Origin of the sequence: Pandoraea bronchicola (genome assembly GCF_902459805.1) — a bacterium.
In the GTDB taxonomy this organism is placed as follows: domain Bacteria; phylum Pseudomonadota; class Gammaproteobacteria; order Burkholderiales; family Burkholderiaceae; genus Pandoraea; species Pandoraea bronchicola.
Map to the genome: position 1 here is coordinate 48,169 of NZ_CABPST010000011.1, position 12,451 is coordinate 60,619.

Annotated in this window: 10 protein-coding genes; 7 read left to right on the forward strand and 3 right to left on the reverse strand. The window is 63.0% G+C overall.

Features of this window, described 5'->3' with window-relative positions:
- Nucleotides 1–23: 23 nt before the first annotated feature.
- Complete coding sequence (locus PBR20603_RS18330) at nucleotides 24–1,763, forward strand: proline--tRNA ligase (RefSeq protein ID WP_150560927.1); 1,740 nt, start codon at nucleotides 24–26, stop codon at nucleotides 1,761–1,763.
- A 128-nt stretch (nucleotides 1,764–1,891) separates the two neighbouring features.
- Nucleotides 1,892–2,485 carry a MarC family protein gene (locus PBR20603_RS18335; protein WP_150560928.1) on the forward strand — a complete coding sequence of 198 codons (594 nt, stop codon included), beginning with the start codon at nucleotides 1,892–1,894 and terminating at the stop codon, nucleotides 2,483–2,485.
- Nucleotides 2,486–2,582: 97 nt separating this feature from the next.
- Here the strand turns inward: PBR20603_RS18335 and PBR20603_RS18340 are convergent, their stop codons facing one another.
- Complete coding sequence (locus PBR20603_RS18340; protein ID WP_150560929.1) at nucleotides 2,583–3,131, reverse strand: hypoxanthine-guanine phosphoribosyltransferase; 549 nt, start codon at nucleotides 3,129–3,131, stop codon at nucleotides 2,583–2,585.
- 106 nt (nucleotides 3,132–3,237) lie between these two features.
- Nucleotides 3,238–4,602: a signal recognition particle protein gene (gene ffh / locus PBR20603_RS18345; RefSeq protein WP_150560930.1), complete on the reverse strand. Its 1,365-nt coding sequence runs from the start codon at nucleotides 4,600–4,602 to the stop codon at nucleotides 3,238–3,240.
- 112 nt (nucleotides 4,603–4,714) lie between these two features.
- On the opposite strand from ffh, the gene PBR20603_RS18350 reads away from it, so the two are divergent.
- From PBR20603_RS18350 to PBR20603_RS18370, 5 genes are all read left to right on the forward strand, one after another.
- Nucleotides 4,715–5,599, forward strand: coding sequence for a cytochrome C assembly family protein (locus tag PBR20603_RS18350; protein WP_150560931.1), 885 nt, complete (start codon nucleotides 4,715–4,717; stop codon nucleotides 5,597–5,599).
- A 6-nt stretch (nucleotides 5,600–5,605) separates the two neighbouring features.
- On the forward strand, nucleotides 5,606–5,902 hold the full coding sequence (locus tag PBR20603_RS18355) for a PP0621 family protein (RefSeq protein ID WP_150560932.1): 297 nt from the start codon (nucleotides 5,606–5,608) through the stop codon (nucleotides 5,900–5,902).
- A gap of 175 nt (nucleotides 5,903–6,077) precedes the next feature.
- A complete protein-coding gene (locus PBR20603_RS18360; protein WP_150561033.1) occupies nucleotides 6,078–6,590 on the forward strand; it encodes a DUF1269 domain-containing protein in 513 nt (170 codons plus the stop codon).
- A 464-nt stretch (nucleotides 6,591–7,054) separates the two neighbouring features.
- Complete coding sequence (ampD, locus tag PBR20603_RS18365; protein WP_150560933.1) at nucleotides 7,055–7,654, forward strand: 1,6-anhydro-N-acetylmuramyl-L-alanine amidase AmpD; 600 nt, start codon at nucleotides 7,055–7,057, stop codon at nucleotides 7,652–7,654.
- A gap of 376 nt (nucleotides 7,655–8,030) precedes the next feature.
- Nucleotides 8,031–10,982 (forward strand): ribonucleoside-diphosphate reductase subunit alpha, encoded by a 2,952-nt coding sequence (locus PBR20603_RS18370; protein ID WP_150560934.1) that lies wholly within the window; start codon nucleotides 8,031–8,033, stop codon nucleotides 10,980–10,982.
- Nucleotides 10,983–11,090: 108 nt separating this feature from the next.
- On the opposite strand, the gene PBR20603_RS18375 is transcribed toward PBR20603_RS18370, so the two are convergent.
- The gene (locus tag PBR20603_RS18375) at nucleotides 11,091–12,053 is read right to left on the reverse strand and encodes an aldose epimerase family protein (protein WP_174977970.1); all 963 of its coding nucleotides are present in this window, start codon (nucleotides 12,051–12,053) and stop codon (nucleotides 11,091–11,093) included.
- Between the last annotated feature and the right edge of the window lie 398 nt (nucleotides 12,054–12,451).

Below are 12,451 nucleotides of genomic sequence, written 5' to 3' on the forward strand. Positions count from 1 at the left end.
ACCCTCTTTTTCCGGAAATCTGCATGAAAGCCTCTCGTTTCTTCATCGGCACCCTCAAGGAAGCTCCCGCCGACGCCGAAATCGTCAGCCACAAGCTGATGATGCGCGCCGGCATGATTCGCCGCGTCGCAGGCGGTATCTACGATTACCTGCCGATCGGCCTGCGCTCGATCCGCAAGGTCGAAGCCATCGTCCGTGAAGAAATGAACCGCGCTGGCGCGCTCGAACTGCTCATGCCGGCGGTGCAGCCGGCCGAACTTTGGCAGGAGTCTGGCCGCTGGGTGCAGTACGGCCCCGAACTGCTGCGCCTGAAGGATCGCAACGATCGCGAATTCGTCGTCGGTCCGACGCACGAAGAAGTCGTGACGGACATCGCTCGCCGCGAGATCAAGAGCTACCGCCAACTGCCGGTGAACTTCTACCAGGTGCAGACGAAGTTCCGCGACGAGATCCGTCCGCGTTTCGGCGTGATGCGCGGCCGCGAATTCATCATGAAGGACGCCTACTCCTTCGATAAGGACCGTGCCGGCATGCAGGTGTCTTATCAGAAGATGTTCGATGCCTATGTGCGCATCTTCACGCGTCTGGGCCTGGAATTCCGCGCCGTGGTGGCCGACAACGGCTCCATCGGCGGCTCCGGTTCGCACGAGTTCCACGTGATCGCCGACACAGGTGAAGACGCCATCGCCTACTGCCCGACGTCCGACTATGCGGCCAACGTCGAAATGGCCGAAGCGCTCGCGCCCCAAGGCGAGCGCGCCGCCCCTGCCGAGGCACTGACCAAGACCGCCACGCCGGGCAAGGCCAAGTGCGAGGCCGTTGCGGAACTGCTGTCGATCCCGCTCGAGCGCACGGTCAAGTCGATTGTGCTCGCCACGGATAGCGAAGACAGCGGCACCACGATCTGGTTGCTCCTGCTGCGCGGGGATCACGACCTGAACGAAATCAAGGCGAGCAAGGTGCCGGGGCTGTCCGGTTTCCGTTTCGCGAGCGAAGCCGAGATCGTCCAATGGTTTGGCACGCCGCCCGGCTATCTGGGCCCCCTGAACACGAAGAAGCCGGTCAAGCTCGTGGTCGACCGTTCGGTCGCGAAGATGAGCGACTTCGTGGTCGGCGCGAACGAGGTCAACTTCCACACGACCGGGGTGAACTGGGGCCGCGATCTGCCCGAGCCGGAAGTGGTGGCCGATCTTCGCAACGTCGTGCCGGGGGACCTCTCGCCGGACGGCAAGGGCGAGATCGCGTTGTGCCGCGGTATCGAAGTGGGGCACGTGTTCCAACTGGGCACGAAGTACTCGGAAGCGATGGATGCCACTTTCCTCGACGAGACCGGCAAGCCGGCACCGATGGAAATGGGCTGCTACGGCATTGGTATCACGCGAATTCTCGGCGCCGCCATCGAACAGAATTTCGACGACCGCGGCATCATCTGGCCGGAATCGATCGCGCCTTTCGAAGTGGTGCTGTGCCCGATGGGCTACGACCGCAGCGATGCCGTGCGTGCTGCCGCCGATAAGCTGTACGAAGATCTGCTGGCTGCCGGTGTCGATGTGATTCTCGACGACCGTGGCGAGCGTCCCGGCGTGATGTTCGCCGAATGGGAACTGATCGGCGTGCCGCATCGCGTGGTGATCGGCGACCGTGGCCTGAAGGAGGGCAAGATCGAATACCAGGGCCGCCGCGATACCGAAGCCCAGTTGCTCGACGCTGCTGTCGTGGCGGAATTCGTCACCGGTAAGGTGCGGGCCGCCAAGGCCGTCTGAGCGAGGGAGGTGCGGCGCGCCGGTGAACGTCTGCCGGTGGTACGCCGCACGTCCACCGACGCCATAGGCAATACCTGACGGCAGTCGCTCGCGCGGCTGCCGTTGTCATATCTGGAAGCGTTATCCGTATGGAATATACGTTCGCGTCAGCGACGGTGCTGTTGCTGCTCATCACCGACCCGTTCGGCAATATCCCCATCTTCGTGAATGCCCTGAAGAACGTGCCGGCGCATCGACGGCCGCGGGTGATCTTGCGCGAAGTGCTGATTGCCTTTGTCATCCTGCTGCTCTTCATGCTGGTGGGTGACCGCTTTCTGCGCATGATGAGTCTCACCGACCTATCGTTGCAGTTGGCCGGGGGCATCGTGCTGTTCCTGATCGCGCTGCGCATGATCTTTCCGCGTCCCGATCAGGGGTCGTTGCCCGATGCGGGCGAGCCGCTCATCGTGCCGCTGGCGATTCCCGCGCTTGCCGGACCGTCTGCGCTCGCGACCGTCATGCTGCTCGTGTCGCAGCAACCGGGGCGCATGCTCGAATGGATTACGGCGCTGTGTGTGACGATGGCCGTCTGTGCCGTGGTGCTGTTGCTTGCCGATCGTATCGAGCGATGGCTCGGCTCGCGTGTGGTGGCCGCGTTCGAGCGTCTGATGGGGCTGATCCTGGTAGCGATCTCGGTCGAGATGATCCTCAAGGGCGTGAAGATCTTCGTACATCAGTTCTGATCTGATGGCGTGGTGCGTGCAGCGGCTGCAATGAAAAAGGGGCCTGGCAGGCCCCTTTTGCTTTCGTGCGATGCGGGAGGTTGTCCCGCCGCCGCCTTCAGCGCGGCGTGGTCAGCGCGCGGATCGCCGGCAGATTGCGCCAGTAGCCCTTGGCGTCCATGCCGCAGCCGAAGACATAGCGGTCCGGCACCGTGAAGCCGCAGAAATCCGGATGCGACGGCTTTTCCTTCGTCAGAATCTTCTCGCAGAGCACGGCGCTGTAGAACTTCGAGGCGCCCATTTCCAGAATCCGGTCGCGAATGGCCGCCATCGTGGCACCTTCGTCGAGAATGTCGTCGAGCACGAGCACCACGCGCTCGCGCACCGAGTCGCGCGGCGCCACGCGCCACTGCATTGCACCGCCGGTGGTGGTGTTGTTGTAGCGCGAGAGGTGGATGTAGTCGAACTCGAGCGGGAAATCCAGACGCGGCAGCAACATGCCGGTGAAGACGGCTGCGCCGCCCATGACCGACAGCACCATCGGGAATTCGTCGCCAATGGCTTCCTTGATGGCCTTGGCCATCGTGTCGACGGACTGGCTCACCTCGTCGGCCGAGACGATTTCTTCGGAATTACGGAATACTTCGAGGGCTTCTTCGCGGTTCATATGGGGCGACCCTGTGGAACGAGTTGCGGGGGATGTCGCTAAGTGCGGCCCGGAGTATATACGGAAAGTCCGTAGGGATGCCCGGACCGCGGCCGTTAAGCCCGGCTCAGCGCATGCCGGGCATCATGCCTTTCATGCTGCGCATCATCTTCATCATGCCACCGCCTTTGAGCTTCTTCATCATGGTGCGCATCTGGTCGTACTGATTGAGCATGCGGTTGACCTCCTGCACCTGCACGCCGGCACCGGCGGCGATCCGGCGCTTGCGGCTCGCCTTGATCAGTTCCGGCTTGGCGCGCTCGGCCGGCGTCATCGAGTTGATGATGCCTTCCATGCGGCGAACCTGCTTCTCGGCCTGATCCATGTTGGTCTGGCTGGCAGCCGCCTGGAATTGCGCGGGCAGCTTGTCCATGAGCGACGACAGGCCGCCCATTTTCTTCATCTGGCCGATCTGCGCCTTGAAATCGTTCAGATCGAAGTCTCCGCCTTTCTTGACCTTCTCGGCGAGCTTTTGCGCGGCTTGCACGTCAACGCCACGTTGGGCTTCTTCGACGAGCGCGAGAATGTCGCCCATGCCGAGAATCCGGTTCGCCATGCGATCCGGGTGGAAGACTTCAAGGCCGTCCAGCTTTTCGCCGACACCGACGAATTTGATCGGCTTGCCGGTGATGTGGCGTACCGACAGCGCAGCACCGCCGCGTGAGTCGCCGTCGAGCTTGGTGAGCACCACGCCGGTGAGCGGCAGCGCGTCGTTGAAGGCGCGGGCAGTGTTCACGGCGTCCTGGCCGAGCATGGCGTCGACGACGAACAGCGTTTCAATCGGTTTGAGCTCGGCGTGCAGGGCGCTGATTTCCTGCATCATGGCTTCGTCGATACCCAGACGGCCGGCCGTGTCGACAATCAGCACCTCATGGTGATGGCGACGCGCCCAGTCGACGGCCGCGCGGGCGATGTCGACCGGCTTCTGATCGGGTTGCGACGGGAAGAAGTCGGCGTCGACCTGTTGCGTCACCGTCTGCAACTGGGCGATAGCCGCGGGGCGGTAGACGTCGGTCGAAACCGTGAGGACTTTCTTCTTCTGAGCGCGCAGCAGCTTGGCGAGCTTACCGACGGTGGTCGTCTTGCCCGCGCCTTGGAGGCCGGCCATCAGGATGATGGCGGGCGGGGTGGTCGCGAGATTGAGTTCGGCGGCACGGCCTTCGTAATCGCCGCCCATGAGCGCGGTCAGTTCGCGCTGCACCACGCCGACGAGCGCCTGGCCCGGCGAGAGGCTGGAAATGACCTCCTCACCGAGTGCCTTTTCCTTCACCTTGGCGATGAAATCGCGGACCACCGGCAGCGCGACGTCGGCCTCGAGCAGGGCGAGGCGCACTTCGCGCAGCATTTCCTGCGTGTTCGCCTCGGTCAGGCGTGCTTCGCCGCGCAGCGTCTTGACGACCTTGGCGAGGCGCGTAGTGAGATTGTCGAGCATGAAACGTATCCTGTAAGACTCGCAGTGGCCCCGGTTGCCCTGCCTCGCGCTCCCGGAGGGGCGGTGGCGGGTACGGCAGCGCGCCCGTCATGGGCTGGTGTAAACTTCAAATATGACTATTTTACTGTATGCGCTGACCGCCATCCTTTACGCCGGGTTGGCGGTTTGTTCGTGGCAAGGATACCGGCGCGATGCCGCGCTCGCTCTGGCGGGCGGGCGGGTCGCGCCTGCGCCGGTCACGGGCACGCCCTCACGCTGGCCGATGCAGCTTTCGCTGTTCGCCGCGCTCTTGCTGCACGGGGTGCTGCTGCATCAGACCATCTTCCGCGCTGACAGCATGCACTTCGGTTTCGCGTACATGCTCTCGGCCATGCTGTGGCTCTCGGTCGGCATCTACTGGATCGAGAGTTTCTTTTTCCCGCTCGATAGCCTGCGGCTGATGGTCACACCCGTGGCCGCCGTGGCCTGTCTGTTGCCGATGATTTTTCCGGATGTGCGCATTCTCGGCTTTGCGGCAGATCCGATTTTCAAGGCGCACTTCATCATCGCCAACATGGCCTACGGGCTGTTCGCGCTGGCGGCGCTGCACGCGTTGCTGATGATTTACGCCGAGCGGCAACTGCATCCGTCGCGCAGCAGCGAGGCGACCGGCTGGCTTTCGCGCTGGCTCGAGACGTTGCCGCCGCTGCTCACGATGGAAAAATTGCTGTTCCGGCTGATCGGTGCCGGGTTCGTGTTGCTGACCCTGACGCTGATTTCCGGTGTGATGTTCTCCGAGGCGCTGTTCGGGCGTGCGGTGCGCATCGATCACAAGACCGTGTTCGCGGTGGTGTCGTGGCTGATGTTTGGCGCGGTGCTGCTGGGCCGGCACTTCTATGGGTGGCGCGGTAAGGTCGCGCTGCGTTGGGTTCTGGCGTCGTTTGTGGCGCTTTTGCTGGCGTATGTCGGCTCTCGCTTCGTGCTTGAGGTGGTGCTGCATCGCATGACGGAGACTTGAAGCGCGATGCGCAATATTCTGCTGTTACTGGTGCTGTTGGTGGCGGGCACGTGGTGGATGCGACACAACGAACGCAAGCGCAATACTGAGCGTAATGAGCGCGAAGAGCGCATGCGTCCGCCGCCCGCAAACGGTGCGCGCACGACCGCGCGTCAGGCGCTGCCGCCCGCCGAGCGCATGGTGCAATGCATCGAGTGCGACACCTACCTCCCCGAGAGTGAAGCCATCGCCGGCGCCGGCGGCACACACTTTTGCAGCGTTGCGCATCGCGACGCCAAATTGGCGCGCGAACGCCGCGCCTGAGTCTCGCTGCGCAGCCAGGCTGCGCAGCGAATCCGAATTCTCCCCTCGTCTCTGGCATGCCCTCTGAACGGGCTGCCTTGCGCATGCCTGTCGCATGCACTAAAACACAGTAACCGGCTCTGTATAAAAGACCCATAACAACAGGGACGAGACGACAGGAGGGCGCAACATGCTAATGCGCAGACGGATGTATTTTCTGCTTCCCGATCTGGCCAGTGCCGGGCGCACGATGAGCGATTTGCTGCTCGCCCGAGTCGAGGAGCGCCACATTCACTTCATGGCACGTGACGAAATGGACTTGGAGGGACTGCACGAGGCTAACCTGCTACAGACTTCCGATATCGTGCACGGCGCAGAAGCCGGGCTCGTGATCGGCGGGTTCTGTGGTTTGGCAGTCGGTGCAGTCGCGGCGTTTTTCCCCATCGTGGGCACGCGTCCCCAATGGGAATTGATGATCGTGACCGCACCCCTCGGCGCGCTCTTTGGCGCCTGGGTGTCGAGCATGATCGGGGTGTCGGTGCCGAACTCTCGGCTCAAAGCTTTTCGCGAACCCCTCGAGCGCGGCATGATCCTGCTGATGGTGGATGTGCGCGACAGTCGCGTGGATGAGATTCGCGAGATGCTCAAGGAGCATCACCCTGAAGCGCATATGGAAGGGGTGGAAGCGGCAATTCCGGCATTTCCGTGATCGATGGCAACCAGCGAGGTGAGCGTATCGAAAGCGACGAGCAGTGTTGGCGAAGCAGTTGGGTTTCACCGGCCGGCAACGGCCATTAGCGCCGCACCTGTGAGCGGCGCGGGGTGGTGCGCGTGTTGTACGACACGAGTGCGACGCCATCTCCGGGCGTGGTCACGCCCACAGAAGCCTCTCGGCCAAGTACGGCGGGAGGCTTCTTCTTTGGGAAGGGCATATCTATATAGTGCGATGTCTGTCGAGGCGCCGGCAATGCATGGCATTTCCACAAGCCGCCCGCCTCCGACGCGCCGGACGCCCCTCCGGCGGCGTTACGCCAAGTGGGCTACAATGGCGCCCCTCGCTCTACGGGAGTTCGCTGTGCCCGTCATGCTCCAGTCATTTGTGTCCCCTAACGTTGCGCACCGGTCATGTAACCGCGCTCAGAGGCACACCTTGCCGATGTCGCGAGGTGAAGCATGAACGCGCCAGACCAACGCCTGTCGTTCACGCTCGATGCCGGCGGCTGGGTGCGCGAAGCCGAACGTCTGCCGTCACCCAATTTCGATCGGCGGCCCGACGGCATGCCGATCGGCCTCCTCGTGGTGCACAACATCTCGTTGCCACCGGGCCAGTTCGGCGGAGACGAGATCGCGGCGTTCTTTCAGAACCGGCTCGACCACGATGCGCATCCGTTCTTCGACGAGATTCGCGGCGTGCATGTCTCGTCGCACTTTCTGGTGCGACGCGATGGTGCGTTGCAACAGTTCGTGTCGTGCGACGCGCGGGCGTGGCATGCGGGAGCGTCGTCATTCGAAGGCCGTACCCGTTGCAACGATTTCTCAATCGGTGTTGAGCTGGAAGGCACCGACGACTTGCCGTTCACGGCGGCGCAGTACGCAACCCTGGCGGCGCTCACGCGCGTGTTGCGTGAGCGTTATCCGATTCACGCCGTGGCCGGGCATGCCGATATCGCACCGGGCCGGAAGACAGATCCGGGGCCGCATTTCGAGTGGCAGCGATTGCGCCGGATGGCGGATCTGGATCCCGAAGCGCTGCCGTTTCAGGCTGCCGATTAATCCCCTCAGGGGGACAGGTTTTGCTTGACACGACGATGCCACGGGCCTCCCCGGCGAGCGAAATTTTTGAGTTTGCGGAGTGCGTCATCTCCACTATACTTAGTGCCAATTCCGGTGCCGACCACTACATCTAGTGGTTGATGTCAGGTTCGGCACAGGATGCAATAACCATCAATACCGTGCTTGTCCCGCGGCGTTTTGTGGGGCGGCACAGCAGCAAAGCCGTGCAGCGGACACCTCGAACCCTTGGCCGTCCGTCGGTCGTGCGGTGTTCAGCACTTCGCTCCATCGGCGTCCCCCAGGGCGCATTTTTACCGGCCGTAAAACTGGTAGAGGCGCGCTAACAGCACCATCTCATTGGAACGGGAGTTTTTACATGCAGACTAACGAAAACCTCACCCGCCCGAACCCGACGCCCGCCGCAACCGCTGGCAGTGGCGCGGGTGCGTCGGCGCCCCAGACGACGGGCGCATTCGAGCCGGCCACCAACGCCGACTTCAAAGTGATTCGACGCAACGGCTCGGTGGTGGGTTTCGAGCCGTCGAAGATTGCGATCGCCGTGACCAAGGCGTTCCTTGCCGTGAACGGCGGTCAAGGTGCGGCTTCGGCGCGCGTACGTGAGCTCGTGGAGCAATTGACGGAGAACGTCGTGCGCGCATTGGTGCGCAGCCGCCCGAACGGCGGTACGTTCCATATCGAAGACATTCAGGATCAGGTCGAGCTCGCGCTCATGCGCGAAGGCGAGCACAACGTGGCACGTGCCTACGTGCTGTACCGCGAGAAGCGTGCGCAAGAGCGTGCGCATGCGGTCGAGGCCACGCAGGAAACGGCCACGCCCGACGCGCCGGTGCTGCGTGTCACGGACAACGGTGTCACGCGCCCCCTCGACATGGCCGTGCTGCGCGGCGTGGTGCAGGCTGCGTGCGAAAACCTCGGCAGTGAAGTCAACGCCGAGCCGATCCTGACCGAGACCATCAAGAACCTGTACGACGGCGTGCCGCTGTCGCAGGTCTACGATTCGGCGATCCTCGCTTCGCGCACCCTCATCGAGAAGGAACCGGCGTACAGCCAGGTCACGGCTCGTATCCTGATGCACACAATCCGCCGCGAAATTCTCGGCGAAGAAGTGCCGCAGGGCGAAATGGCTGCGCGCTACATCGAGTATTTCCCGCGCTTCATCAAGCAAGGTGTCGAGGCAGAACTGCTCGACGAGCAACTGCTCTCGTTCGATCTGGCCAAGCTGGGCGCTGCGCTCGACGCGTCGCGCGACCTGCAATTCAACTACCTTGGCCTGCAGACGCTGTACGACCGCTACTTCCTGCATATCGACGGCCATCGCATCGAAATGCCGCAGGCGTTCTACATGCGCGTGGCAATGGGCCTGGCACTGAACGAAGTCGAGCGCGAAGCGCGCGCGATCGAGTTCTATCAGATCCTGTCGAGCTTCGACTTCATGAGTTCGACGCCTACGCTGTTCAACTCGGGCACGCGCCGCTCGCAGCTCTCTTCGTGCTACCTGACCACCGTCTCGGACGATCTGGAAGGTATCTACGAAGCGCTCAAGGAAAACGCGCTGCTCTCGAAGTTCGCGGGCGGTCTGGGCAACGACTGGACGCAGGTTCGTGCACTCGGCTCGCACATCAAGGGCACGAATGGCAAGAGCCAGGGCGTGGTGCCGTTCCTGAAGGTGGTGAACGACACGGCCGTGGCCGTGAACCAGGGCGGCAAGCGCAAGGGCGCTGTCTGTGCCTACCTGGAAACGTGGCACCTGGACATCGAAGAGTTCCTGGAACTGCGCAAGAACACCGGTGACGATCGTCGCCGCACGCACGACATGAACACGGCGAACTGGATTCCCGATCTGTTCATGAAGCGCGTGATGGAAGGCGCCGAGTGGACGCTGTTCTCGCCGTCGACCTGCCCGGATCTGCACGACAAGTACGGCAAGGCCTTCGAACAGGCTTACACGGCTTACGAAGACAAGGCCGCGCGCGGCGAAATCAAGCTGTTCAAGAAGGTGCCGGCGCAGGCGCTGTGGCGCAAGATGCTGGGCATGCTGTTCGAAACCGGTCATCCGTGGATCACGTTCAAGGATCCGTGCAACATCCGCTCGCCGCAGCAACACGTGGGCGTGGTGCACTCGTCGAACCTGTGCACGGAAATCACGCTCAACACGAGCGAGACGGAAATCGCCGTGTGTAACCTCGGCTCGGTGAACCTCGTGGCTCACCTGAAGCAGACGGCCAACGGCTACGAGCTGGATCACGAAAAGCTGCAACGCACCATTCGCGTGGCGATGCGCATGCTCGATAACGTCATCGACATCAATTACTACGCGGTGGCGAAGGCGCGCAATTCGAACCTGCATCACCGTCCGGTGGGCATGGGCATCATGGGGTTCCAGGACTGTCTGCATCTGCTGCGTACGCCGTACGCGTCGAACGATGCCGTCGAGTTCGCCGACCGTTCGATGGAAGCGGTGTGCTACTACGCCTACTGGGCGTCGACCGAGCTGGCCAAGGAACGCGGTCAGTATTCGTCGTACAAGGGGTCGCTGTGGGATCGTGGCATCCTGCCGCAGGATTCGCTCAAGCTGCTGGCCGAAGAGCGCGGTGGTTATGTCGACGTCGACCTGTCGAGCACGCTCGAATGGGACAGCCTGCGCAAGCACATCGCCGAATACGGCATGCGCAACTCGAACTGCGTGGCGATCGCACCGACCGCGACGATCTCGAACATCATCGGTGTCTCGGCTTGTATCGAGCCGACGTTCCAGAATCTGTACGTGAAGTCGAACCTGTCGGGCGAATTCACGGTGGTCAACGAATATCTGGTGCGTGACCTGAAGGCCCGTGGTCTGTGGGACGAAGTGATGGTCGCCGACCTGAAGTACTTCGACGGCTCGCTCGCCCGTATCGATCGCGTGCCGGCCGACCTGCGCGAGATCTACGCCACGGCGTTCGAAGTCGAGCCGAAGTGGCTGGTCGAGGCGGCGTCGCGCCGTCAGAAGTGGATCGACCAGGCGCAGTCGCTCAACATCTACATGGCGGGCGCCTCGGGCAAGAAGCTCGACGAGACGTACAAGCTGGCGTGGACGCGCGCACTGAAGACCACGTACTACCTGCGTACGATGGCGGCTACGCACGTCGAGAAGTCGACGGTGAGCCACGGCGCGCTGAACGCGGTGCCGAGTTCGGGCGGTATGTCGGGTGGCTTCTCGGCCGAGCCGACCTCGCCGCTGGCACAACCGATGCCGGAAGCCGAAGGCGCGGTCTGCACGATGCGTCCTGGCGACCCGGGCTTCGAAGAGTGCGAGGCTTGCCAGTAAGCTGAGTGTGCCGCGGTGCCGAAAGGGGTACCCGGCACTTGGGAAAAACCCCGTCGCCCTTGCGGGCCGACGGGGTTTTTTCTTTGGCGGGTTCGTCCGTCGATCAGATCAGGTCAGATCGATGCGCATCGACAGATCGAGCGTCTGCCCGTGTGGCAACACCACATGGTCGTCGTCGAACTCGCCGACCCGATGCGTCGACGGCTCGAGGCACAGGTAAGGGCGCCCGGCGGGCGAGTGAAGCACCAGCCAGGTGGCATCCTCGCTGCGCACGGTGGCGGAACGCAGGCCGCCGGCGTAGTCGATGCGGGCATTGAATCGTCCGGACTCGGAAGGCACTTCGGCGAACCAGGTCGAGCGCCCTCCGGTATCGAGCCCGCCCCCGACGGACACGACTTCCATCGCGCCGACATGCACACGCTGCTCGCTCGGCCAGCGGATGTCCTCGGAGGGCGAACGCCAGATCGCTTCCGACTCGAAGGTCAGACGAGCGCCCGCGGGCCAGCGGAAGTACGGGTGCAGCCCGAGTCCGGCCGGCATGTCTTCGGCGCCGAGGTTGGTGATCGACAATTGCATGTCGACACCCTGCTCGTCGAGCGACACCGAGAGATACGCCTGATAGTGCCAGGGCCATTCGGGCTGCGCGGGACTGTCGAGTTGCAGCACGCAGCAGTGCGGGCTCTCGTCGACGACGTCCCACTCGCGACGTAGCCCCCAGCCATGCAGAGAACTCGACGCCGCCGGTGCCTCGCGAACGAGAATCGCGCGATCGCGCCAGTGCAGGGTGTCGTCACGCAGCCTGTTGGTATATGGCAGCATCGGGAACGCACCGGCTTTCGGCCATTCGTCCGACGAGAACGGCTCGTTGCCGAGCGGCACGAGGTAGTCGAAGACGTCGTCGCGTGTGTCGCGTCGAGCAAGCCGGGCGAGGCGGCCGCCGCAACCGGGCTGGACTTCGGCCACGAGGGCGCCTTTCGAGAGGCGGATCGGCTTGCCGGGCGTGAGGATGAGTGGGGTCGGGCCCGGCGAACCTGCCGTAGCCTGTGCGCCATCGGCGCCTGCGGATGTCATCGTCGGTATCTCCTTTATCGGCGTCGGGAGGAGGTGGCGCGCGCCGGAATCTGCCGTGCCGGTCCGCTGCGCAGTGACGCTCGTCGCCAAAGGATACGCCAATGTGGCGCAACGCCATTTCGACGCTGCGCAATGGCTGTCGTGCGGCGCCGTTTCGTGGCAAGATGCCGGTCCCGCGAGGCTGGATGGCAATGCCCACTGGTAAACCATCAAACACTAGGTATAGTGGTCATCGTGCGGTGCGACACTATATCTAGTGTTGTGGGCTGGAATGAGTGACGTAATTGTGCTAAATTGGAGTCATTCAATTCGACGTCGGGAGGTCATGATGTGGCTACGGCACTCGCGTCGGCGTTGTTGTTCAAAACTGCGCAGTTGCGCATCTGCATTACCCCCGA

Coding starts and splice junctions, on each gene's coding strand:
- PBR20603_RS18360 (WP_150561033.1), top strand. CDS start 6,078: ATGCGCAGACGGATGTATTTTCTGCTTCCCGATCTGGCCAGTGCCGGG.
- PBR20603_RS18375 (WP_174977970.1), bottom strand. CDS start 12,053: ATGACATCCGCAGGCGCCGATGGCGCACAGGCTACGGCAGGTTCGCCG.
- ffh (WP_150560930.1), bottom strand. CDS start 4,602: ATGCTCGACAATCTCACTACGCGCCTCGCCAAGGTCGTCAAGACGCTG.
- PBR20603_RS18340 (WP_150560929.1), bottom strand. CDS start 3,131: ATGAACCGCGAAGAAGCCCTCGAAGTATTCCGTAATTCCGAAGAAATC.
- PBR20603_RS18335 (WP_150560928.1), top strand. CDS start 1,892: ATGGAATATACGTTCGCGTCAGCGACGGTGCTGTTGCTGCTCATCACC.
- ampD (WP_150560933.1), top strand. CDS start 7,055: ATGAACGCGCCAGACCAACGCCTGTCGTTCACGCTCGATGCCGGCGGC.
- PBR20603_RS18330 (WP_150560927.1), top strand. CDS start 24: ATGAAAGCCTCTCGTTTCTTCATCGGCACCCTCAAGGAAGCTCCCGCC.
- PBR20603_RS18350 (WP_150560931.1), top strand. CDS start 4,715: ATGACTATTTTACTGTATGCGCTGACCGCCATCCTTTACGCCGGGTTG.
- PBR20603_RS18355 (WP_150560932.1), top strand. CDS start 5,606: ATGCGCAATATTCTGCTGTTACTGGTGCTGTTGGTGGCGGGCACGTGG.
- PBR20603_RS18370 (WP_150560934.1), top strand. CDS start 8,031: ATGCAGACTAACGAAAACCTCACCCGCCCGAACCCGACGCCCGCCGCA.